24 protein-coding genes are annotated in these 20,574 nt (G+C 64.9%); 17 read left to right on the top strand and 7 right to left on the bottom strand.

Going from position 1 to position 20,574, the window contains the following annotated elements; translation table 11 throughout:
• The first annotated feature begins 181 nt into the window (after positions 1-181).
• From IVB45_RS33555 to IVB45_RS33530, 6 genes are all read left to right on the top strand, one after another.
• Positions 182-376, top strand: coding sequence for a twin transmembrane helix small protein (locus IVB45_RS33555; protein WP_027514161.1), 195 nt, complete (start codon positions 182-184; stop codon positions 374-376).
• A gap of 1 nt (position 377) precedes the next feature.
• Positions 378-950: a cob(I)yrinic acid a,c-diamide adenosyltransferase gene (locus tag IVB45_RS33550; protein WP_247357791.1), complete on the top strand. Its 573-nt coding sequence runs from the start codon at positions 378-380 to the stop codon at positions 948-950.
• A 125-nt stretch (positions 951-1,075) separates the two neighbouring features.
• Positions 1,076-1,825: an electron transfer flavoprotein subunit beta/FixA family protein gene (locus IVB45_RS33545; protein WP_247357792.1), complete on the top strand. Its 750-nt coding sequence runs from the start codon at positions 1,076-1,078 to the stop codon at positions 1,823-1,825.
• Positions 1,825-2,769 carry an FAD-binding protein gene (locus IVB45_RS33540; RefSeq protein ID WP_027514159.1) on the top strand — a complete coding sequence of 315 codons (945 nt, stop codon included), beginning with the start codon at positions 1,825-1,827 and terminating at the stop codon, positions 2,767-2,769. Before IVB45_RS33545 ends, IVB45_RS33540 begins: the two co-directional genes overlap by 1 nt.
• Before the next feature lie 193 nt (positions 2,770-2,962).
• Positions 2,963-3,844, top strand: coding sequence for a 3-hydroxybutyryl-CoA dehydrogenase (locus tag IVB45_RS33535; protein ID WP_007597339.1), 882 nt, complete (start codon positions 2,963-2,965; stop codon positions 3,842-3,844).
• Between the two features lie 149 nt (positions 3,845-3,993).
• Positions 3,994-4,188, top strand: coding sequence for a hypothetical protein (locus tag IVB45_RS33530; protein WP_247357793.1), 195 nt, complete (start codon positions 3,994-3,996; stop codon positions 4,186-4,188).
• Positions 4,189-4,197: 9 nt separating this feature from the next.
• Here the strand turns inward: IVB45_RS33530 and IVB45_RS33525 are convergent, their stop codons facing one another.
• On the bottom strand, positions 4,198-4,887 hold the full coding sequence (locus IVB45_RS33525; protein WP_247807535.1) for a TlpA disulfide reductase family protein: 690 nt from the start codon (positions 4,885-4,887) through the stop codon (positions 4,198-4,200).
• Between the two features lie 106 nt (positions 4,888-4,993).
• Between IVB45_RS33525 and argH the strand changes: the two genes are divergently transcribed.
• The 3 genes from argH to lysA all read left to right on the top strand — a co-directional run bounded on the left by argH (position 4,994) and on the right by lysA (position 8,064).
• Positions 4,994-6,391 carry an argininosuccinate lyase gene (argH, locus tag IVB45_RS33520; protein WP_247357795.1) on the top strand — a complete coding sequence of 466 codons (1,398 nt, stop codon included), beginning with the start codon at positions 4,994-4,996 and terminating at the stop codon, positions 6,389-6,391.
• Positions 6,392-6,484: 93 nt separating this feature from the next.
• Positions 6,485-6,775: a lipoprotein gene (locus IVB45_RS33515; RefSeq protein WP_247285814.1), complete on the top strand. Its 291-nt coding sequence runs from the start codon at positions 6,485-6,487 to the stop codon at positions 6,773-6,775.
• Positions 6,776-6,798: 23 nt separating this feature from the next.
• Entirely contained in the window at positions 6,799-8,064 is a 1,266-nt protein-coding gene (gene lysA, locus IVB45_RS33510; protein WP_247357796.1) for a diaminopimelate decarboxylase, read from the top strand.
• 57 nt (positions 8,065-8,121) lie between these two features.
• Here lysA and IVB45_RS33505 read toward each other — a convergent pair whose 3' ends face one another.
• The gene (locus IVB45_RS33505; protein ID WP_027514154.1) at positions 8,122-8,640 is read right to left on the bottom strand and encodes an SRPBCC family protein; all 519 of its coding nucleotides are present in this window, start codon (positions 8,638-8,640) and stop codon (positions 8,122-8,124) included.
• A gap of 182 nt (positions 8,641-8,822) precedes the next feature.
• On the opposite strand from IVB45_RS33505, the gene IVB45_RS33500 reads away from it, so the two are divergent.
• On the top strand, positions 8,823-9,521 hold the full coding sequence (locus IVB45_RS33500) for a helix-turn-helix domain-containing protein (protein WP_247357798.1): 699 nt from the start codon (positions 8,823-8,825) through the stop codon (positions 9,519-9,521).
• 134 nt (positions 9,522-9,655) lie between these two features.
• The gene (locus tag IVB45_RS33495) at positions 9,656-9,982 is read left to right on the top strand and encodes a DUF1330 domain-containing protein (RefSeq protein WP_247357799.1); all 327 of its coding nucleotides are present in this window, start codon (positions 9,656-9,658) and stop codon (positions 9,980-9,982) included.
• Positions 9,983-10,383: 401 nt separating this feature from the next.
• Here the strand turns inward: IVB45_RS33495 and IVB45_RS33490 are convergent, their stop codons facing one another.
• Complete coding sequence (locus IVB45_RS33490; RefSeq protein WP_247357800.1) at positions 10,384-11,280, bottom strand: NAD(P)-dependent oxidoreductase; 897 nt, start codon at positions 11,278-11,280, stop codon at positions 10,384-10,386.
• 132 nt (positions 11,281-11,412) lie between these two features.
• Positions 11,413-11,796: a carboxymuconolactone decarboxylase family protein gene (locus tag IVB45_RS33485; RefSeq protein ID WP_027514149.1), complete on the bottom strand. Its 384-nt coding sequence runs from the start codon at positions 11,794-11,796 to the stop codon at positions 11,413-11,415.
• 166 nt (positions 11,797-11,962) lie between these two features.
• Here IVB45_RS33485 and IVB45_RS33480 point away from each other — a divergent pair, with 166 nt between their 5' ends.
• Positions 11,963-13,897 carry a TIGR02302 family protein gene (locus IVB45_RS33480; RefSeq protein WP_247357801.1) on the top strand — a complete coding sequence of 645 codons (1,935 nt, stop codon included), beginning with the start codon at positions 11,963-11,965 and terminating at the stop codon, positions 13,895-13,897.
• Positions 13,885-15,045 (top strand): DUF4175 family protein, encoded by a 1,161-nt coding sequence (locus tag IVB45_RS33475; protein ID WP_247285827.1) that lies wholly within the window; start codon positions 13,885-13,887, stop codon positions 15,043-15,045. The genes IVB45_RS33480 and IVB45_RS33475 overlap by 13 nt, the downstream gene beginning before the upstream one ends.
• A 135-nt stretch (positions 15,046-15,180) precedes the next feature.
• Here the strand turns inward: IVB45_RS33475 and IVB45_RS33470 are convergent, their stop codons facing one another.
• Both IVB45_RS33470 and IVB45_RS33465 read right to left on the bottom strand, forming a co-directional pair.
• Positions 15,181-15,555 (bottom strand): response regulator, encoded by a 375-nt coding sequence (locus IVB45_RS33470; protein WP_247357802.1) that lies wholly within the window; start codon positions 15,553-15,555, stop codon positions 15,181-15,183.
• A gap of 59 nt (positions 15,556-15,614) precedes the next feature.
• A complete protein-coding gene (locus IVB45_RS33465; protein WP_247358117.1) occupies positions 15,615-16,496 on the bottom strand; it encodes an MJ0042-type zinc finger domain-containing protein in 882 nt (293 codons plus the stop codon).
• Between the two features lie 191 nt (positions 16,497-16,687).
• Between IVB45_RS33465 and ftsE the strand changes: the two genes are divergently transcribed.
• The 4 genes from ftsE (at position 16,688) to IVB45_RS33445 (ending at position 19,893) form a co-directional block, all read left to right on the top strand.
• The gene (gene ftsE, locus IVB45_RS33460) at positions 16,688-17,347 is read left to right on the top strand and encodes a cell division ATP-binding protein FtsE (RefSeq protein WP_008135325.1); all 660 of its coding nucleotides are present in this window, start codon (positions 16,688-16,690) and stop codon (positions 17,345-17,347) included.
• Entirely contained in the window at positions 17,340-18,308 is a 969-nt protein-coding gene (locus tag IVB45_RS33455; RefSeq protein ID WP_247357803.1) for an ABC transporter permease, read from the top strand. The genes ftsE and IVB45_RS33455 overlap by 8 nt, the downstream gene beginning before the upstream one ends.
• Positions 18,309-18,381: 73 nt before the next feature.
• Entirely contained in the window at positions 18,382-19,086 is a 705-nt protein-coding gene (locus IVB45_RS33450; protein WP_247357804.1) for a YdcF family protein, read from the top strand.
• Positions 19,087-19,119: 33 nt separating this feature from the next.
• Positions 19,120-19,893, top strand: coding sequence for a lysophospholipid acyltransferase family protein (locus tag IVB45_RS33445; RefSeq protein ID WP_247357805.1), 774 nt, complete (start codon positions 19,120-19,122; stop codon positions 19,891-19,893).
• Here IVB45_RS33445 and IVB45_RS33440 read toward each other — a convergent pair.
• Complete coding sequence (locus tag IVB45_RS33440; RefSeq protein ID WP_247357806.1) at positions 19,890-20,501, bottom strand: gamma-glutamylcyclotransferase; 612 nt, start codon at positions 20,499-20,501, stop codon at positions 19,890-19,892. The two genes, IVB45_RS33445 and IVB45_RS33440, sit on opposite strands and share 4 nt — an antisense overlap.
• Between the last annotated feature and the right edge of the window lie 73 nt (positions 20,502-20,574).

The following is a 20,574-nucleotide window of genomic DNA, read 5'->3' as shown; positions in this document are numbered from 1 at the left end:
GTTTCCTCTTCCCGCGCAGGGGAAACGCATTCCGACCTCTCGCCGCAGGCGGGAAGAGGCGAAGAGGACGGGTAATTCGCGCAAATCCAGATTCATCCAGCTAGCTTCTGATATTATTGGCTTAAAAGCCAGATCGGGAACGCCATGGCGGACCGGCGCGGAGGGTGTTATTTACCCTCGAATGGCATCTCTTCTGAGTACTTTCATCCTGCCGATCGCGGTCGGCGCCGTGGCGTTGGTGCTGCTGCTCGGTCTCATCAACATGATGCGCGGTGGCTCGCCCAACACCTCGCAGAAGCTGATGCGCTGGCGCGTGCTGCTTCAGTTCGTGGCGATCGTCATCGCGATGGTCGCCGTGTGGGCGATGGGGCGTTAACATGGTCGTGCTCAATCGCATCTATACGAAAACCGGTGACGACGGCACGACAGCGCTCGGCTCGGGCGAACGCCGGCCGAAATATGATCTGCGCATCGAGGCCTATGGCACGGTCGACGAGACCAATGCCGCGATCGGCGTGGTCCGGCTTCACACCAGGGATGCGCCCGAGCTCGACGCGATGCTTGGCCGCATCCAGAACGATCTATTCGACCTCGGCGCGGACCTCGCGGTGCCCGAACGTGAGGGCAAGGCGGAGCGGCTACGGGTGGTGGCGAGCCAGGTCGAGCGGCTCGAGCGCGACATCGACGCGCTCAACGACAAGCTGGCACCCCTGACCTCCTTCGTGCTGCCGGGCGGCACGCCGGCCGCCGCCACCCTCCATGTCGCCCGTACGATTTGCCGCAGGGCGGAACGCGTGATGGTGGAACTGGCGGCCCGGCCGGAAGAGCCCGTTGGTGTCGCTGGCATCCAGTATATGAATCGCCTGTCGGACTTCCTGTTCGTCGCGAGCCGCGCCAGTAACGACGACGGCGCCGGCGACGTGCTCTGGGTTCCGGGCCAGAATCGCTGACCCATTAGGCGGCGCATTTCTGGGCGCCAAAATTAGACCCCTTCGGCGCGTTGACCGGGCCGGATCAGGCCTTTAGGTTCCGCGCCAGTTGATAACCCCCTCCCAGATTGAGTGAAAGAGGATCGATGAAGGTCTTGGTGCCGGTAAAGCGGGTGGTCGATTACAACGTCAAGGTCCGCGTCAAGAGCGATGGATCGGGTGTTGAACTCGCCAACGTCAAAATGTCGATGAACCCGTTCGACGAAATTGCGGTCGAAGAAGCGCTGCGCTTGAAGGAAGCCGGCAAGGCGACCGAAGTCGTGGTGGTCTCCATCGGACCGGCGCAGGCCTCGGAAACGATCCGCACCGGTCTCGCCATGGGCGCCGATCGCGGCATCCTGGTGAAGGCTGAGGGCGCGGTCGAGCCGCTCGCCGTCGCCAAGATACTGAAGAAGATTGCCGACGAAGAGCAGCCGGGCCTGATCATTCTCGGCAAGCAGGCGATCGACGACGACAGCAATCAGACCGGCCAGATGCTGGCCGCGCTGCTCGGGTGGTCGCAGGCGACCTTCGCCTCGAAGCTCGAGGTCGAAGGCAGCGACTTCAAGGTCACCCGCGAAGTCGACGGCGGCTTGCAGACCGTGAAGCTGAAGGGACCGGCGATCGTCACCACCGATCTCCGTCTCAACGAGCCGCGCTATGCCTCGCTGCCCAACATCATGAAGGCCAAAAAGAAGCCGATCGCGGACAAGACCGCTGCCGATTACGGCGTCGATCTCGCCGCGCGCCTCGAGGTTCTCAAGACGACCGAGCCGGCGGGCCGCAAGGCGGGCGTCAAGGTCAAGGACGTCGCCGAGCTGGTGTCGAAACTCAAGAACGAAGCCGGGGTGCTCTGATGACGACGCTTCTGATTGCCGAACACGACAATGCGTCGCTCAAGGATGCGACCAACAAGGCCCTGACCGCGGCGGCCGCGCTCGGCGCGGACGTCGAGGTTCTGGTGGCCGGCGAGAACGCCAAGGCTGCAGCGGACGCGGCCGCAAAGCTTGCCGGTGTGAAGAAGGTGCTGCTCGCCGACGGCGCGCTCTACGCGCACGATCTGGCCGAGCCGCTGGCCGCGCTGATCGTCTCGCTGGCGCCGTCCTATGACGCCATCGTCGCGCCCGCGACCTCGCGCTTCAAGAACGTGATGCCGCGCGTCGCGGCCCTGCTCGACGTCATGCAGGTCTCGGAAATCACCAAGGTGGTCGCCCCCGACACCTATGAGCGTCCGATCTACGCCGGCAACGCCATCCAGACGGTGAAGTCGAAGGACGCCAAGAAGGTCATCACGGTGCGCACCTCCACCTTCGCCGCAGCGGGTGAAGGCGGCAGCGCGTCGGTCGAGAGCGTCGCGGCGGCGGCCGATCCGGGCCTGTCGTCCTTTGTCGGCGAGGAAGTCGCAAAGAGTGACCGTCCCGAACTGACCTCGGCCAAGATCATCGTCTCCGGAGGCCGCGCCATGCAGAGCCGCGAGAACTTCGCAAAGTACATCGAGCCGCTCGCCGACAAGCTCGGCGCCGGCGTCGGCGCTTCGCGCGCGGCGGTGGATGCGGGCTATGCGCCGAACGACTGGCAGGTCGGCCAGACCGGCAAGGTCGTGGCCCCCGAGCTCTATGTCGCAGTCGGCATTTCCGGCGCGATCCAGCATCTGGCCGGCATGAAGGACTCCAAGGTGATCGTCGCGATCAACAAGGACGAGGACGCGCCGATCTTCCAGGTCGCCGATTACGGCCTGGTCGCTGACCTCTACCAGGCGGTTCCGGAGCTGACGGCCGAACTCGGCAAGCTCGGCAAGTAAAACGCGCTAAAACACCGGCCGGAGCTATAAACTCCGGCCGGTGTTGCTTTTTGAGGCGTTTTCTTTGGCGCGGGACACGCCTTCGAAGCGATCCAATCTAGGTTTCGAGGCCGGGTTCTGATTAAATCAGACCTCCCGGCTCAGGGGGATAGGCAGGCGCGGTTGATAGCGCGCCGTTCCGGTGGATGAAATTATGGCGGCAGTAATCAAGAAGGTCGGCGTGATCGGCGCGGGGCAGATGGGCAATGGCATCGCACATGTCGCTGCGCTGGCCGGCTTCGACGTGGTGCTCAACGACATTTCGACCGACCGCCTCAAGTCAGGCATGGCTACGATCAACGGCAACCTGACGCGCCAGGTCTCCAAGAAGGCCGTTAGCGAGGACGACAAAGCCAAGGCGATGGCGCGTATCGTGGCCGGCGAGAAGCTGGACGACCTCGCGGACTGCGATCTCGTGATCGAGACCGCGGTCGAGAAGGAAGAGGTCAAGCGCAAGATTTTCCACGATCTCTGCGCGGTGTTGAAGCCGGAGGCGATCGTTGCCTCCGATACCTCCTCGATCTCGATCACGCGGCTCGCCGCCGCCACCGACCGGCCCGAACGCTTCATCGGCATTCACTTCATGAATCCGGTGCCGTTGATGGAGCTGGTGGAGCTGATCCGCGGCATCGCCACCGACGACCAGACCTTCGAGGCGTCAAAGGAATTCGTCGGCAAGCTCGGCAAACAGGTCGCGGTCTCCGAGGATTTCCCGGCCTTCATCGTCAACCGCATCCTGCTGCCGATGATCAACGAGGCGATTTACACGCTGTACGAAGGCGTGGGGAACGTCGAGGCGATCGACGCGGCGATGAAGCTCGGGGCGCACCATCCGATGGGCCCGCTGGAGCTCGCCGATTTCATCGGCCTCGATACCTGCCTGTCGATCATGCAAGTGCTGCATGAGGGTCTCGCCGACTCCAAGTACCGCCCGTGCCCGCTGCTGGTGAAATACGTCGAGGCGGGCTGGCTCGGTCGCAAGACCCAGCGCGGTTTTTACGACTACCGCGGCGCCAAGCCGGTTCCGACGAGATAAGCCGGTCTCGCGCCCCGGCTCTGCGTCGCGTCATTGCATGGCGCGCCGCGTCCGGAACACGGACAAAGCCCCACCTAGGGCGTTTCGTGGCAATTCATGTCCCGTTAACCGCTCGCGTCTAGGTTACGGCCGGTACGAGGGTTTGCGTAATGGACATGATGGCGATGGTCAGCAGCATGCTGGCCTCTCAGCAAGGCGCGCTGCAGTCGAATATCTCGGCGACGCTGATGAAGCAGAACGCGGACGCGGAGAAATCCACCGTCCTGACGCTGCTCGGCGCCGGACAGCCCTCGCTTGCCAATGTCGGCGCCGGCGTCGGCAGCAGCCTCAACGTCACCGCCTAACATCATCGCTTAGAACGACGCGGCGGCTTTGCCCGTCGCAGCCCGGATCAGCTTGAGCGCATCTTCGCTCGCCCATTCCGCCGGCCCCGCGATCGTCGCGATCTCGCAGCCTTGGGGATCGACCAGCACCGAGGTGGGCATGCCCAAGGCTCGGCCTATCGCCTTAAGATCCTGAAAAACCTTGGCTTTCTGATCGTTGAAATAGCCGAGCCTGATAAGATTGGCCTCTTTCAGAAACGTCTTGGGCTTCTCGGGGTCCCGGGTGTCGATATTGATGGCCACCACCTCGAAATTCGGCCCCGAAAGTTTGCCCTGGAGCTCGTCCAGCGCCGGCATTTCCTTGCGGCAGGGCACGCACCAGGTCGCCCAGAGGTTCACCAGCAGCGTCTTGCCGCGGAAATCCGACAGCTTCTTCGGCCTGCCGTCGGCGTCCTCGAAGGCCAGGTCCGGCAGCTTTAGCGGTGCAGTCGCCATGGTCAGCGCCGCCACCTCGCCATGGGCGAGCGGGGCGATCTTCTGCGCCGTGTTCACCGCCGCCCGGCAGGCGGGATCGCCGGATGGGGACCGGCCCGGGCCGAGCCCGTACAGCGCGGCAAAGCCAGCCAGGCCCCCGACCACGACGGTAGCGATGACGACGGGGATGCGGCGCGTGGCCGACCGTGCTTTCGTTTGGTCGAGCCTGTCGTTGGGGTCGAGCATATCGTTTGTCATCCGGTCGCAGATATGGCTATCAGAGGCCTCTTAATACGGCTGGCAGCCGTCAGCAAACGTGCGGCGGCGACAGGCAAGGCGTGAGCAGGGGATCATGAGCAACAAGATGTGGGGCGGCCGGTTCTCGGAACGCCCCGACGAGATCATGGAAGAGATCAACGTCTCCATCGACGTCGATCGGCACCTCTTTGCCCAGGACATTGCCGCATCCAAGGCCCACGCCGCGATGCTGGCCGCGCAGGGCATCATCACGGCCTCTGATGCGAAAAATATCGGCAAGGGTCTAGACACGATTTTGTCAGAGATCGGCAAGGGCGGCTTCGAATTCAAGCGCGCGCTCGAGGACATTCACATGAATGTCGAGAGCCGCCTGTCCGAGCTGATCGGCCCTGCCGCCGGCCGCTTGCACACCGCGCGCTCGCGCAACGACCAGGTCGCGACCGATTTTCGTCTCTACGTCCGCGATGTCCTCGATGAGACCGACGCCTCGCTCGCGGCATTCCAGCGGGCGCTGGTCGAGCGCGCGCTGGAGCATGCCGGAACGGTCATGCCCGGCTTCACGCACCTGCAGACCGCGCAGCCGGTGACCTTCGGCCACCATCTGCTCGCCTATGTCGAGATGGCCGCGCGCGATCGCGGCCGTTTCCAGGACGCGCGCAAGCGGCTGAACGAATCCCCGCTCGGAGCTGCAGCGCTCGCCGGTACCTCGTTCCCGATCGATCGTCACGCCACGGCGAAGGCGCTCGGTTTTGATCGTCCGATGGCCAACTCGCTCGATGCGGTTTCCGATCGCGACTTCGTGCTGGAGACGCTGTCGGCGGCCTCGATCTGCGCGGTGCACATGTCGCGCTTCGCCGAGGAGATCGTGATCTGGACCTCCCCGTTGGTCGGCATGATCCGCCTCAGCGACAAGTTCACCACGGGATCCTCGATCATGCCGCAGAAGCGCAATCCTGACGCCGCCGAGCTGGTGCGCGCCAAGACCGGCCGTGTGATCGGCGCGCTCAATGGGTTGCTGATCGTGATGAAGGGCCTGCCGCTCGCCTATCAAAAGGACATGCAGGAGGACAAGCAGGGCGCGATGGAAGGCTTCGCCGCGCTGTCGCTCGCGATCCGCGCCATGACCGGCATGGTCCGGGATCTCGTACCCGATGAAGCGAAGATGAAGCTTGCTGCAGGCGAGGGCTACGCCACCGCGACCGATCTTGCCGACTGGCTGGTGCGGACGCTGAAGATGCCGTTCCGCGAGGCCCATCACGTCACCGGCCGCATCGTCGCGAAAGCCGCCGAGGGCGGCGTGGCGCTGCACGAGCTCCCGCTCAAGGAGATGCAGGCGATCGAGCCGAAGGTTACGAAAGACGTGCTTGGCGTGCTCTCGGTCGAATCGTCGGTCAAGAGCCGGACCAGCTTCGGCGGCACCGCGCCGAAGAACGTGGCGGCGCAGGCCAAGGCCTGGCTGAGGCGGCTGGAAAAAGAGCGAAAATTGGGCTGAGAGCAAAATTTCGCTTATGTTTCATGATCATCCGGGTCTCGCCAGAGCGCGCCAATCTCTGTATGGTGGGCCGCGCGTAGTGGGGATTTCGTCGTGACGTCAAAGTTTCGCCCGGCCGGCTCAGGGTGGGCCATCATTGTCTTGAGCCTGACGGCGCTCGCGCTTGCCGGCTGTGGCCGCAAGGGCCCGCTGGATCTGCCGCCGACCGCTTCGAGCGCGTCCACAGCCAACGTCGCACCGCCGACCGACACCGAGGCCGAAGCCCAGAGGACGCCGAGCGTGTTCAATCCCACCTATGGCGCGGACGCCGCACCGGCGGCGACCAAGGGCAGGAAGAAACCGTTTATCCTCGACCCGCTGCTGGACGAAAGACCCAGCCGATAGGCTGGGGCAACTGAGCCAACGCCATGAACCATTTTGACTATCGCAACGGCGTGCTGCACGCCGAGGCAGTGAACCTGTCCGAGCTGGCTGCAACCGTTGGCACGCCGTTCTATTGCTATTCGACCGCAACGCTCGAGCGGCACTATCGCGTTTTCACCGACGCCTTCGCCGGCGAGAAGGTGCTGGTCTGCTACGCCATGAAGGCGAATTCCAACCAGTCGGTGCTGCGCACGCTGGCCAGGCTCGGGGCCGGCGCGGACGTGGTCTCCGGCGGCGAATTGAAGCGCGCGTTGGCCGCCGGCATTCCGGCAAGCAAGATCCTGTTCTCCGGCGTCGGCAAGACGGAAGACGAGCTGCGCGCCGCGCTGGCCGCCGACATCCTCTGCCTCAACGTCGAATCCGAGCCCGAACTCGAGCTGCTGTCGCGCCTTGCGACCGAGACGGGCAAGACCGCGCGGATCTCGATCCGTGTCAATCCGGACGTCGATGCCGGGACGCACGCAAAGATCTCGACCGGCAAGTCCGAGAACAAGTTCGGCATCCCGATCGCGCAGGCCCGCGAGGTCTATGCCCGCGCCGCGAAGCTGCCGGGCATCGAGGTCACAGGCACCGACGTGCATATCGGCAGCCAGATCACCGACCTGTCCAAGATGGAGATCGCGTTCCGCATCCTCTCCGAATTCGTGCAGACGCTGCGTGCCGACGGCCACAACATCTCGCATGTCGATTTCGGCGGCGGCCTCGGCATTCCCTATTACATGGACCGCGAGGCGCCGCCTGCGCCCGACGCCTATGCCGCGATGGTCAAGCGCGTCAGCCACAATCTCGGCTGCACGCTGATGTTCGAGCCGGGGCGCATGATCGTCGGCAATGCCGGCATCCTGGTCGCCAAGGTGATCTATGTGAAGCACGGTGACGGCAAGAATTTCGTCATCATCGACGCCGCCATGAACGATTTGATCCGTCCGACGCTGTACGAGGCCCATCACGACATTCTGCCGGTGACGCAGCCTGCGAAGGGGGCCGCGACCATGATGGCCGACGTCGTCGGCCCGGTCTGCGAGACCGGCGACTACCTCGCGCTGGATCGCACGCTGCCGACGCCAAAGCCCGGCGACCTCATCGCCATCATGACCGCCGGCGCCTATGGCGCAGTGCAGGCCGGCACCTACAATACGAGGCCGCTGGTGGCCGAAGTGCTGGTGAAGGGCGACCAGTACGCCGTCGTGCGTCCGCGCATCGAGGTCGAGCAATTGATCGCGATGGATACGCCGGCGCCGTGGCTGTGAGGCTGTGATTGTCCACGATGAGCGCAGCTACCGCTGCGCCCATCGCTGCATTGACCCCTACTTCTTGAACCGGTCCTTGATCGCGGCGAGGCCGGAATCATAGACGCCGCCGAGGGCATCGACCGCTTCCTTCTCTCGCCCCGGGTCGGGCGTGTAGATGCCGGTCCATGTCACCACCGACGCGCCTTCACCCTTTGCCGTGACCTTGATGGTCGACTTGTACTGGCTCACCGGCAGTGGGCTCGACAGGAACGCGTAGGAATAGCTGTAGTCTTTGTCGTTCCGCGCAGTCTGCGTCTCCACGAACGAAGCCTTGCCGTCCCTGGTGACGAGCGTGCGGGTTGGCGGCGACTTGCCGTCCACAATGCACTGCCCCACCGGCGGCAGCCAATCCTTGATCGCGCAGAACGGCCCGATGACGGACCACACCTCGGCCGCAGCACTGCTGACCTCGATGCTCCTCGTCAGATTGGCTGCGGACGCCGGCATGACGCCGACGCCCAGGCCGAGGGTGCAAATCGCGGCGCTACGAACCGAAACGAGCAATCTGGAAGCCGCTGAATCGTATTTCTTCATGGTAATCTCCTGTGTCCGGCGGGCCGTGATGGCGGCGGCCGGCTTGCCAATGCCGGTCGAATAGACGCTCACCACGGTCCGCGGCCAGTTCAGAGAATGAATCGGTGCTGATACAGAAACTGAACTAGGAAGCCGCGCGCCGCGGCCTTAAGGTTGCGCCTTCGCTTGTGACGGAGGCCCGCATGACCATTGGCAGCTACAGGCAGTTCTGTCCGGTCGCGATGGCGGCCGAGATATTATGCACGCGCTGGACCGTCGTGCTCCTTCGCGAACTCATTGCCGGCTCGACGCGCTTCAACGAGCTGCGCCGCGGCGTTCCGCGGATGTCGCCTGCCTTGCTCTCGCAACGTCTCAAGGAGCTCGAAGCCGCCGGCATTGTTACGCGTCGGGCATCGGCTTCCGAGCGCGGTATCACCGAATATCTGCTGACCACAGCCGGACGCGAACTCGGCCCAATCGTGGAGGCGTTCGGCATCTGGGGCCAGCGCCGCATCGAGTCCGATCTGTCGCTTCAGCATCTCGATGTCCAGCTGTTGATGTGGGACATGCGGCGGAACTTGAACACGACGCCGATGCCGACCCACCGCAGTGTGCTGCAGTTCGCGTATCCGGAATTGCCTTCGACGCAGCGATTGTGGTGGCTGATCGTCGATCCCGGCGAAAGTGTCGACCTCTGCTCGATTGATCCCGGTTTCGATGTTGACCTTTACGTGTCGGTTGATCTGCGCACCATGACGGCGATCTGGATGGGACTCGATACCGTGCGCGCGGCCGTCGCAAGCCGGCGGATGCTGCTCACCGGCGACCGGCAGCTTGCCGCGGCCATGCAAAGCTGGCTGGGCCTCAGCCCGTTCGCCAAGGAACGCAAGCTGGCGAGCTGATCCAGGGCGGCGCAATTCAGTATTTGTATCGCCCCGCTACAGTTCCCGTACTGGCGAGCCCCGGCCGTGTTCTGGCACCCAAGTGATGCCCGCCCCTATCAACGCGGAGCTGAACTCGAGCCAGGAGACGCGGCATGACAGCCTATCTGATCGCAGACATCAAAGTGACCGACGGAAAATGGGTGCCGGACTATGCGGCCTCCGTTCACGACCTCGTGCACAAGCACGGCGGCAAGTACCTCTCGCGCAGCGGCAATGTGAAGACGCTGGAAGGTGCCCCTCTCGACACCTCGCTGATCGCGATCATGTCGTTTCCGACGGTGAAGGCAGCAGAGTCCTTCGTCACTGATCCCGCCTACAGCCGCTTCGCGGCATCGCGCAGGGGCGGCAGCGAGAGTCGCTTCCAGTTGATCGACGATACCGACTTGGCCGGCACGATCCCCTATCTCGCCAAGGCTTGAACTGCGTTTCGTCAAAAACTCGGCGCGCAGGCGCAGACCTGCCCGGCCAACACAGGAGATTGGAATGAACGATTCACTCGCGGGCGCCGGCCTGCTTCGCATGCTTTTCGTAGCTTGCAGCGTGGCCTTGCTGCTCGCACTTTCCGGCGTCGCGTCGGCCCGGGTCACACGGTGCGACATTACGTGGGTCAGCTGCAACAACACCTCTGCGAAATGCTCGAGCGAGAGACGATGCATGCGCAGGTGCGACGAGAAGTATATCAAATGCAGCGGGGGCTCGGCCTCCTTGCAACTGGAGCAGCCGATCGACCTTCTGGAACTTGGCAGACGCGGCTCGTAGCAGATCGATCCAAGGAGGACAGCGCAGCGCCGGTCGCCGGCGCTGCGTTTTCGTGTTGGCGCTAGCTGGGTGGCCTGCCGCCAACCACAACGCCCGCTTTCTTCTCGATCGGCTTGATCGCCACGGTGAAATCGGAGTCGGCGCCTTCCGCGCTGATGACCGTCTCCCACAACCGGCCGACCGCATCCGCGACCTCCATCGACAGGCCGAGCTGCTTCATCTCCTCCAGCGCCAGCCGCACGTCCTTCACCATCAGTCCCGTGGCGAAGCCGAAGTCGAAGCTGCGCGGCAGCACCGAGCGCGGAAACTTGTCGCGGCTCGCGGTGTTCATGCCGGAGCCGGCATTGATGACGTCGATCATCACGGCGGGATCGAGCCCGGCTTTGACGCCCATCACTACCGCTTCCGAGGTCGCCACGATCGCGGTGGCCGACAGGAAGTTGTTGGCGAGCTTCATGGTCTGCGCCGCGCCGGGCTTCTCGCCGATGAAGAACACTTTTCCGATGATGTCGAGCGCGGGCTTGAGCAGCTCGAACTCGGTCTTTGGCCCCGAAACCATCACCGCCAGCGTGCCCTTCTCCGCGCCGCCGACGCCGCCGGAGACGGGGCAGTCGATCTGCACGATGTCATGCTTGGCGAGCAGGCCGTGAATCTTAACCGCCATCGCGGAGCCGACCGTGGAGAGATCGATGAAGCGTTTGACGCGGTTTCCCTCGATCACGCCGTTCGGCCCCGTCGCAACCGCGAGCGAGGCCTGCAGCGAAGGCAGGCTCGCCATGATCGTCTCGACCTGGTCGGCGACGTCCTTCGGCGACGTCGCTGCAGTGGCGCCGCGCGCCACCAGCTTGTCGACGACCTCCCGGCGCGTGTCGAACACGACGAGCCGGTTGCCGGCCTCGATCAGCCGCCGCGCCATCGGGAAACCCATGTTTCCGAGGCCGATGAATCCGATGTCCATGGTGTTTCCTTCCCGTTGTCATTGCGAGGAGCGAAGCGACGAAGCAATCCAGACTGTCGCCGCGGAGGGGTTCTGGATTGCTTCGCTCCGCTCGCAATGACGAAGCGATAGAGTTAAGAGCGTTAGTCTAGCTCACGCCTTGCCGTCGATCTCCGCGAACACCTCGCGCGCGATCCGAAAACTGTCGACCGCGGCCGGCATGCCACCATAGATTGCGACCTGCATCAGGATCTCGCGGATTTCGTCGCGGCTGACGCCGTTGGTGAGTGCGCCCTTCAGATGCGCGCGGAATTCGTGCTGACGATTGAGGATCGCGATCATCGCGATGTTGAGCATGCTGCGGGTCTTGCGCGGCAGCTCCTCGCGGCCCCACACCGTGCCCCAGCAATATTCGTTGAGCATCTCCTGAAACGGACGGTTGAAATCGTCGACGCTCTTCAGAGCGTTGTTGACATAGGCCTCGCCGAGCACCGCTTTGCGGACTTCCAGGCCCTTGTCGTGCATCTTCTTGTCCATGGCGTTTCCTTCTTTTTCCTTGGATGGCGGCGCGGAAATTACGGGGTTGCGGCGGGCCAGTCACGTCCTCGTGTTATGCGGGAAAAGGGGTGTCTCCCGTACAGGAACGGATGCCTCAGTGCTGCCGTTGTGGTACGCTTCTCTACCGGGCAACCTGGAGAGTTGATTGAACGGCGTCACCCCCGACCCGTCAGACCCGATCCGCGATGGCGACGCTCTGTTGCGGCTGAAGCTGGCGCAAGCCCTGCAACGGGCCATTTATGCCATCGCGTGGGAGCGTGCCTGGCCAAATTTGGCGCGGCTTCTTACCGTCGTCGGTCTGTTCCTGGTGGTGTCCTGGGCCGGCCTCTGGCTGGCGCTGCCGTCCATTGCCCGCGCCATCGGTCTTGTCGTTTTCGCCGGCGTTGCGATTGCCGTCCTGTTCCCATTGAGTCGCTTCCGCTGGCCGAGCCGCGAGGAGGCTCTGGCCCGGCTCGACCGCGGCTCTGGCATCCGTCATCGGCCGGCCACCACGCTGACGGACACGCTGAGCTCACAGGACCCGGTTGCGCAGGCCTTGTGGCGGGCGCAGCGCGAGCGCACGCTGGCTTCGATCAAGCGCATCCGCGCCGGTCTGCCGCAGCCCCGGCTCGCTCTGCATGACCCCTGGGCGCTGCGCGCGCTGGTCATGGTGATGCTGGTTGCGACCTTCTTCGCCGCCGGCGACGAGCGTGCGATGCGGCTCGGGGCCGCCTTCCACTGGAACGGCGTACTGGCGCTGACGAATGTTCGCGTCGATGCCTGGGTCACGCCACCGCTCTACACCGGCAAGCCGCCAATCATCCTGTCGGCGGCGAACAAGGAGGCCGCGGCGCTGCCGGCCAGCGGGCCGCTTGCCGTTCCCGCAGGCTCGACCCTGATCGTTCGCTCCTCCGGCGGCAGCCTTGATGTTGTCGTCTCCGGCGGCCTCAAGGAAGTCGCGCCCACAGAAGCCGCGCCCAAGGGTACCAACGAGAAGCATTTTGCCATCAGCGGCGACGGCACCGCGCATGTCCGCGCTCCCTCCGGCCAGCCGCAATGGGTGTTTGCGGCAACGCCAGACCGTGCGCCGACGATCGCGCTGGCCAAGGATCCCGAGCGCCAGGCCCGTGGCGGACTCCAGCTCACATACAAGGTCGAGGACGATTACGGCGTCACTGGAGCCGACGCGCAAATCGGCCTGCGTACCGTCGATGCCAAGGATGGCGTCAAGGATGGCGTCAAGGAGGCCGCCGCGCGGCCGCTATTCCAGCCTCCGCAATTCCCGCTCGTGCTGCCGAATGCGCGCACCCGAAACGGCGTCGGTCAGACGGTGAAGGACCTCAGCGAGGATCCCTATGCCGGCGCTGACGTCACGCTGACCCTCACCGCCAAGGACGAGGCGGGCAACGAGGCCAGGAGCGAGCCCTTCAACATGCGTTTGCCCGAGCGACTGTTCACCAACTCGCTCGCGCGCGCGCTGGTCGAGCAGCGCCGCATCCTCGCGCTCGACGCCAACAAGAACTCGGATGTCTACGCCGCGCTCGACGCGCTGATGATCGCACCCGAATTGTTCACGCCGGATGCGGGCTGCTATCTCGGCCTGCGCAGCCTGGCGCTGCAGCTGGAAGCCGCCCGCACCGACGACGCGATGCGCGATGTGGTGAAAAGCATGTGGGCGTTCGCGGTCACCATCGAGGACGACGGTGTCGCCGGCAGCGTCAACGCCGCGCTGCGTTCGGCCCAGGACGCGCTCAAGCGGGCGCTGGAACGCGGCGCCAGCGAGGACGAGATCAAGGCGCTGACGCAAAAGCTTCGCGAGGCGATGGCCGGCAAGGTGCGCGATCTCGCCCGGCGCGCCGAGCAGAATCCGCTTGGACCCCGGCAGCCTTTCCCGGCAGAGGTTCAGCTCATCCTCGACAAGTCAGTCGAGCTGAAACAAAAGACCCAGAACGCCACGCCCGAGCAGCTCGAAGAGCTGGCGAAGCAGCAGGACGCATTGCGCGAGCAGCTTCAGGCCTATCGCAAGTCGGCGAACAACCGGGCGAAGGCGGGTAACGACGGGGCCAACCAGTCGACGCGAGACCGTAAATGCGGAAGCTAGCACGCGTGCCAGTCTTGAAGGCGATCTCGATCGCTTGTCTCGCCTTCCTGTTGGGAGGCGTCTCGCCCGTGGCTGCCCAGCAGGATCAGGATGTTGATGCCCTGCTCGATGGCGCTGAAAAGGCGATGCAGGATTCCGGCGACAGCCTCAGGCAGAAGGAATCCGGCAAGAGCCTGAACAATCAATCCGATGCGATTCAGAAGCTCGAGGACTACAAGCGCGCGACGGAAAAGAGCCAATCCTCCAATCGCGATCGTTCCGTCATCACGCAGCGCGACTTGGACGAATTGCTGAAGCAAATCGAGAAGGCCGCGCGCGAAGGCAATAAAGAAGCGGCCCAGCGCATGCTCGAGCAGCTCGCGCAGATCATGGAAAATCTCCAGATGGCGCAGCCCGGGCAATCCGGCGACAGCGACATGGAGCAGGCGCTCAACGAGCTCAGCGACATGATCCGCAAGCAGCAGCAATTGCGCGACAAGACTTTCAAGCAGGGGCAGGATTCCCGGCGTGAGCGCTCGCGCGGCAAGCAGCAGGGCGACCAGTCGATGTCGGATCTCCAGCAGGATCAGCAGTCGCTGCGCGACCGGCTGAAGAAGCTGCAGGACGAGCTCGCCAAGCGCGGCCTCGCGCAGAAGGGGCAAAAGGGCCAGAAGAGCCAGGGCCAGAAAGGGCAAAAGGGTCAGCAGGGCGAGCAGGGACAACCGGGCCAGGACGGCGATCAGGACGGTGACCAGGGCGATGACGACGGCAGTCTGGACGCCGCCGACGGGGCCATGGGCGATGCCGGCTCGCAGCTCGGCGAAGGCAATTCGGACGGTGCCGTGGACGCGCAAGGGAAAGCGCTCGAGGCCTTGCGCAAGGGCGCGCAGAAGATGGCCGAGGCGATGCAGCAGGGCGATGGCGACGGGCAGGGCGATGGTCCCGGCAACCGGCCCGGCCGTCAGCAGAGCGGCGGCAATCAGACCGATCCGCTGGGTCGCCCCCTTCATGGCCGCGATCTGAGCGACGACTACACGGTCAAGATTCCCGGCGAGATCGACGCCCAGCGCGTCCGTCGCATCCTCGAGGAGCTCCGCCGCCGCTTGGGGGATAGCTCGCGCCCGCAGATCGAACTCGACTACATCGAGCGGCTGCTGAAGGATTTTTGAGTTCTCTGTCATCGCCCGGCTTGACCGGGCGATTTAGTACTCCGAAGCGGTTGTGTTTCAATCGAGAGGCTGCGCCGTGCTGGATGCCCCGGTCAAGCCGGGGCATGACAGCGGAATACCCGGCCGCTCCGCCTGCTACCCCTTCTTCGCCGCCAGCGCATCCGCCACCGCCGTGCGGATGTCGGCGACCGAGAACGGCTTGGTCACGACGTCGTGCACCAGCGCATTGAGGTTCGAGGCGCGCTCGCGCTGGTCGGCAAAGCCGGTCATCAGCAGGATGGTCAAATCGGGGAAATCTCGTGCGACGGAAAGCGCCAGCGCGATGCCGTCCATCACCGGCATCTGGATGTCGGTGAGCAGCAGGTCGAACTGGCCGTCCGCGAGGGTCAGGATTTCAAGCGCCTCGGCGCCGTCTTGCGCGGTGACGATCTCGTGGCCGTCCATGGCGATGGCGCGCGCCACCAGCTGGCGCATCGAATCCTCGTCGTCGGCAATCAGGATTTTGGACATGAGACCAACCTTGGGATCAATCTCGCGACCAACTTTGCCTGCGAGACCTGCGAAATCGATTATACGCTGCCACCGGCGATGTCGCGCCGGTTGAAGAAGCGAACGTCGATATTGCGGCCCTCCGGCGGCGGCGAGGCCAGGCGCGAGCGGAAAAAGGCGCGCTCGCCGGGCTGTAGCACGGTCTGTTCCAGAACCGCGTTCCAGGCGTAGATTTCCGCGCCTTGCGCGTCGCGCACCGCGAAGCGCAGCCGGGGAATGTCGAGCGGCTTCTTGCCCTGGCCCACGATCACGCCCTCGATCACCAGCACCTGCTTACCGTCCACGGTCTCGCTGGAGAGCTTGACGTCCTTGAAGGCCAGTGCGCGCAGGTTAACTTCGAGGCCGACCATCCTGTAGAAGGCGGCCGTCTGCGGCAGCAGCCGCACCATGTCGCCGCGCCAAATCACCAGCGCCAGCACCAGCGCGCCCATGGCGGCGCAGGCTGTCGGCAGGCCGAAATGGGATTTTCGCGGGGCCGCGGTGGCCATCGGACGGCGCACTCGGGCGCCGCGGCGGCGGCCGAACAGGCCGCGGAACCAGGACTGGTGCTGTTCGCCGACGACTTCCTCCTCGACGGACCGGGCGGCCGCGGACCATTCGTCCTCGGTGTCGCTGGTTTCCTGGTCCGGCCAGTCGCTCGCGATCGAGGGGCTGTCAACGACAGGCGCCTCAGCGGCGCCGTCGTCTTGGGCATAGGAGTTCCACTGCTCGGCGAGATCGGACTGGTCGTCGCCCCGGCTGGCCGCGGCCATGGCTGGGACAGATGCCTCCTCGATGGCATCCTCGGCATGGGCGACCCAGGTTTCCTTGCAACGGGAACAGCGCACGGCCCGGCCGTTCGCCCCAAGGCTCGCGGGCTTGATGGCGTAGGATGTCGTACAATGAGGGCAGACGATATGCATGGACGAGCCTTGATGCATGGCCAAGTCGTGACGGTGACACGGTCGCGGAGAACCGAGCGGGAAAGATGCTACCAATTATGCTACAGGACGACCGTTAACGAACCGGAAACCATAACGGCCGCAAAACCCGCTGATCGCGTGTGGCGGAGCACAGCCGTGCGGTCCGCGGCCTCTCTCGAACGGAGCTGAGCTTGGTTCGGTTCGAAAATGTCGGATTGCGTTACGGTCTGGGGCCCGAGGTCTTGCGCGACCTCAACTTCCAAATTCCGGCGCATTCCTTCCAGTTTCTCACCGGCCCGTCCGGCGCCGGCAAGACCTCGTTGCTGCGCCTGTTGTTCCTGTCGCATCGCCCGACGCGCGGCCTCGTCAATTTGTTCGGTCACGACATCTCGCAACTGGGCAAGGACGAGATCGCAGACTTGCGCAAGCGCATCGGCATCGTGCTCCAGGATTTCCGCCTGCTTGACCACATGACCACCTATGAGAACGTCGCGCTGCCGTTCCGGGTGATGGGCCGCAGCGAATCGAGCTACCGCAAGGAGGTCATCGACCTGCTGAAATGGGTCGGGCTCGGCGAACGCATGGACGCGCTGCCGCCGATCCTGTCCGGCGGCGAGAAGCAGCGCGCGGCAATCGCGCGCGCCGTGATCTCGCGGCCGCAGCTGCTGCTGGCAGATGAGCCGACCGGCAGCGTCGATCCGACGCTCGGCCGCCGCCTGCTGCGGCTGTTCATCGAGCTCAACAAGTCAGGCACCGCCGTCATCATCGCCACCCACGATATCGCCCTGATGGACCAGTACGAGGCGCGACGCTTCGTGCTGCACCAGGGACGGCTGCACGTCTATGAGTAGGCCCGAGGAGCGCGGTGTGCTGGTCGATCTCGGGCAGGAGGGGCCGCCGCTTCCGGCCCGGGCGCGCAACATGTCGCCGATCGTGCCGCGCGCCTCGATCCACGGCCGCGCGCTCGTCGCCGTCGTCGCCATCATGACCTTCCTGGCGTCGATGACGACCGGCACGGTGCTGCTGGTGAGCGCCTCCGCCGCTGAATGGCAGTCGGATGTCGCGAGCGAGATCACCATCCAGGTCCGCCCGCAGACGGGCCGCGATCTCGAACGCGACACCGCGGCGGTGACCGAGGCCATGCGCGCGCAAGCCGGCATCGTCGAGGTCAAGCCGTTCACCAAGGACGAGAGCGGCAAGCTGCTCGAGCCCTGGCTCGGCACCGGCCTGTCGATGGACGATCTGCCGGTGCCGCGCATGATCATCGCGCGCGTGCAGCCCGGCACGGCGCTCGATCTCGGCGCTCTGCGCGCCCGCGTGACCCAGGTGGCGCCAAGCGCCAGCGTCGACGATCACCGCGCATGGATCGAGCGCATGCGCTCGATGACCAACGCCACCGTGCTCGCCGGTCTCGGCATCCTCGCGCTCGTCATCGTCGCCACCATCATCTCGGTGTCGTTCGCGACCCGGGGCGCCATGGCGGCGAACCGTCCGATCGTCGAGGTGCTGCATTTCGTCGGCGCCGGCGACCGCTATATCGCCAACCGCTTCCTGCGTCATTTTCTCAGGCTGGGGCTGGAGGGCGGCGTGATCGGCGGCGGCGCCGCCATGCTGGTGTTCGGCTTCTCCGAGTCGATTGCAGGCTGGTTTTCCGGCACCCCCGTCGGCGACCAGTTCGCCGCGCTGCTCGGCACCTTCTCGCTGCGGCCGTCCGGCTACATCGTGCTCGCGGTGCAGGCCGTGCTGATCGGCGCCATCACCGCGGTCGCCTCGCGCCAGACGCTGTTCGCGACGCTGAATGATGTCGATTGAGGCCGACAAACCGGACTCCACTTCGCCTCAAAACGTCCTAAAATCATCTCTGGGAAGGGATCACCGACATCACATGACCGCGCCGACCGACGATCGATCGCCGAAACTGCCGCGCGGCTGGCTGCGCGCGGCCGTGATGTCGGCGATTGCGCTCGCCTTCGTCGGCGTGGCGGTGGGCTTCATCGCGTTTCTGTCGCAATTGCGCGGCGCCGAGATCGCGCCGGACCGCAAGGCGGACGGCATCGTGGTTCTGACCGGCGGCTCCTCGCGGGTGTCGGATGCGATGGAGCTGCTCGCTGCCGGCTACGGCAGGAGACTCCTGATCTCCGGCGTGCACCCGACCTCGACGGCGACCGACATCTCCCGGACATTGCCGGAGAACCAGTCCTTCATGCGTTGCTGCGTCGATCTCGACCGCACCGCGGTCTCGACCCGCGGCAATGCCGCGGAAGCGCGGCGCTGGGCCGCGGGGCGCGGATTCAAATCGCTGATCGTGGTCACCTCGAACTATCACATGCCGCGCGCGCTGGTGGAATTTTCGCATGCGATGCCGGAGACGACACTGATCCCGTTCGTGGTGGTCGGCGACAAATGGCGCGAGGAGCCGTGGTGGACCTCGGCGTCCACCTTGCGGCTGCTGCTGTCGGAATATGTCAAGTACATCGCGGCCGAGCTCAGGGTGCGGCTGGAGGATTTCGGGATTGACCTTTCGCCCGAGATGTCGGAGCAGCCTTCCGGGCTGCAGCCGAAGCGGCCCGCCACCGCACAGGCCAATTGATCGGCAACTGATCGGCAATTGATCGGATCCTCGATGTTCTTGATTTTCCTGCGATCGCTCGTCTTCAACGTGCTGTTCTACACCGTGCTGGTGTGCCTCGCGATCGTGGCGCTGCCGACCTTCGCGTTGCCGCCGCGCGCCATGCTCACGGTCGCGCAATGGTGGGCGAAGGCGACGCTGTTCCTGATGCGGGCGGTCTGCAACATCAAGGTGGAATTCCGCGGCCTCGACAAGATTCCGACGGGACCATTGGTCGTCGTGGCGAAGCACCAGTCGTTCTGGGAGACGTTCGTCTTGCCGGGCTTCTTCGACCGTCCGATTTTCATCCTCAAGCGTCAGCTCATGCAGATCCCGGTGTTCGGTCAGTTCCTGGTCAAGACCGGGATGATCGCGATCGACCGCAATGCCGGCGTCAAGGCGCTGCTGGACATGACGCGGCGGGCGCGCGAGGCGGTGCGCAGCGGCGGGCAGCTCGTGATCTTTCCCGAAGGCACGCGCCGCGCTCCGGGCGCGCCATCGGACTACAAAAGCGGCTTCGCGCAGATCTATTCGTCCTGCGGCGCGCCGTGCCTGCCGATCGCGCTCAATTCCGGCCTGTTCTGGCCGCGCCGCACCTTCATGCGCTATCCCGGCACGCTGGTGGTGGAGTTCCTCGATCCGCTGCCGCCGGGCTTGCCCAAGGACGAGTTTCTCTCCCGCGTGCAAACGGCGATCGAAGACGCGACCGGCCGCCTCGTCGAAGCGGGTCGCAAGGAGCAGGAGCAGCTGATCGGCTCGGCGCCGAGCTATGCGCCGTTGGAGAACTAGCGGTTTTCCCGATTGTCCACCGGAGCCGGGGCGTGCGGAGAATGCGCATCCCCATGCAGCATCATGGCAAGCTGATGCAGCTGCGCGTCGCGAAAGCCTTCGGCCTCGATCGCCTTCACCGTCGCGGTCACGTAGTCGCGGTTGGCGCCGGACTGGCCGTGGCCCTGGAGCACGTGGCGATGCTGGTCGGTGAGCGACAGCCGGCCGGCATATTGCACATGGCCGCGATCGACGACATAGGCGAGCGCGGAGACGCGCTGCCGCGCATCGTTCTCCAGCCACACCGAGCGCATGACTTCGCGATAGACCGACGTCACCTGCTCGCGCGCGCGCAAATAGGCCACGACGTCGGCGCGGTTCTTTTCGGCGACGCGGAAGGCGATGCCGCGGCAGGCGCCGCCGCGGTCGAGGCCGAGCACCAGACCCGGCTTCTCCGGCGTGCCACGGTGCACGAAGGAATAGACGCAGAGTGCGCGGTGCTCGCCGACCAGCCGCGCGGGGACGCGCTCCTCGAATTCGAAGCCCGGCCGCCACATCAGCGAGCCGTAGCCGAACACCCAGAGGTCGCCTTTGGCAGTGGTGACGGAGGGGAGGGTGATTTCCGACATTTCGGGCACGGCTACCAGAACCGCGCCCCCAAGCGAAGCGAATTCTCCGCCTTTCGGAGCAAGCCAACCTCGC

This window comes from Bradyrhizobium sp. 4 (assembly GCF_023100905.1).
Classification (GTDB): Bacteria; Pseudomonadota; Alphaproteobacteria; order Rhizobiales; family Xanthobacteraceae; genus Bradyrhizobium.
The sequence above is the reverse complement of the archived record's forward strand: the minus strand, read 5'-3'. Positions and strand labels throughout refer to the sequence as shown.

Coding starts and splice junctions, on each gene's coding strand:
- IVB45_RS33445 (WP_247357805.1), top strand. CDS start 19,120: ATGTTCTTGATTTTCCTGCGATCGCTCGTCTTCAACGTGCTGTTCTAC.
- IVB45_RS33540 (WP_027514159.1), top strand. CDS start 1,825: ATGACGACGCTTCTGATTGCCGAACACGACAATGCGTCGCTCAAGGAT.
- IVB45_RS33485 (WP_027514149.1), bottom strand. CDS start 11,796: ATGGACAAGAAGATGCACGACAAGGGCCTGGAAGTCCGCAAAGCGGTG.
- IVB45_RS33550 (WP_247357791.1), top strand. CDS start 378: ATGGTCGTGCTCAATCGCATCTATACGAAAACCGGTGACGACGGCACG.
- IVB45_RS33530 (WP_247357793.1), top strand. CDS start 3,994: ATGGACATGATGGCGATGGTCAGCAGCATGCTGGCCTCTCAGCAAGGC.
- IVB45_RS33535 (WP_007597339.1), top strand. CDS start 2,963: ATGGCGGCAGTAATCAAGAAGGTCGGCGTGATCGGCGCGGGGCAGATG.
- IVB45_RS33555 (WP_027514161.1), top strand. CDS start 182: ATGGCATCTCTTCTGAGTACTTTCATCCTGCCGATCGCGGTCGGCGCC.
- IVB45_RS33450 (WP_247357804.1), top strand. CDS start 18,382: ATGACCGCGCCGACCGACGATCGATCGCCGAAACTGCCGCGCGGCTGG.
- IVB45_RS33490 (WP_247357800.1), bottom strand. CDS start 11,280: ATGGACATCGGATTCATCGGCCTCGGAAACATGGGTTTCCCGATGGCG.
- IVB45_RS33525 (WP_247807535.1), bottom strand. CDS start 4,887: ATGCTCGACCCCAACGACAGGCTCGACCAAACGAAAGCACGGTCGGCC.
- IVB45_RS33545 (WP_247357792.1), top strand. CDS start 1,076: ATGAAGGTCTTGGTGCCGGTAAAGCGGGTGGTCGATTACAACGTCAAG.
- IVB45_RS33500 (WP_247357798.1), top strand. CDS start 8,823: ATGACCATTGGCAGCTACAGGCAGTTCTGTCCGGTCGCGATGGCGGCC.
- IVB45_RS33475 (WP_247285827.1), top strand. CDS start 13,885: ATGCGGAAGCTAGCACGCGTGCCAGTCTTGAAGGCGATCTCGATCGCT.
- IVB45_RS33455 (WP_247357803.1), top strand. CDS start 17,340: ATGAGTAGGCCCGAGGAGCGCGGTGTGCTGGTCGATCTCGGGCAGGAG.
- lysA (WP_247357796.1), top strand. CDS start 6,799: ATGAACCATTTTGACTATCGCAACGGCGTGCTGCACGCCGAGGCAGTG.
- argH (WP_247357795.1), top strand. CDS start 4,994: ATGAGCAACAAGATGTGGGGCGGCCGGTTCTCGGAACGCCCCGACGAG.
- IVB45_RS33465 (WP_247358117.1), bottom strand. CDS start 16,496: ATGCATATCGTCTGCCCTCATTGTACGACATCCTACGCCATCAAGCCC.
- IVB45_RS33505 (WP_027514154.1), bottom strand. CDS start 8,640: ATGAAGAAATACGATTCAGCGGCTTCCAGATTGCTCGTTTCGGTTCGT.
- IVB45_RS33470 (WP_247357802.1), bottom strand. CDS start 15,555: ATGTCCAAAATCCTGATTGCCGACGACGAGGATTCGATGCGCCAGCTG.
- IVB45_RS33440 (WP_247357806.1), bottom strand. CDS start 20,501: ATGTCGGAAATCACCCTCCCCTCCGTCACCACTGCCAAAGGCGACCTC.
- IVB45_RS33495 (WP_247357799.1), top strand. CDS start 9,656: ATGACAGCCTATCTGATCGCAGACATCAAAGTGACCGACGGAAAATGG.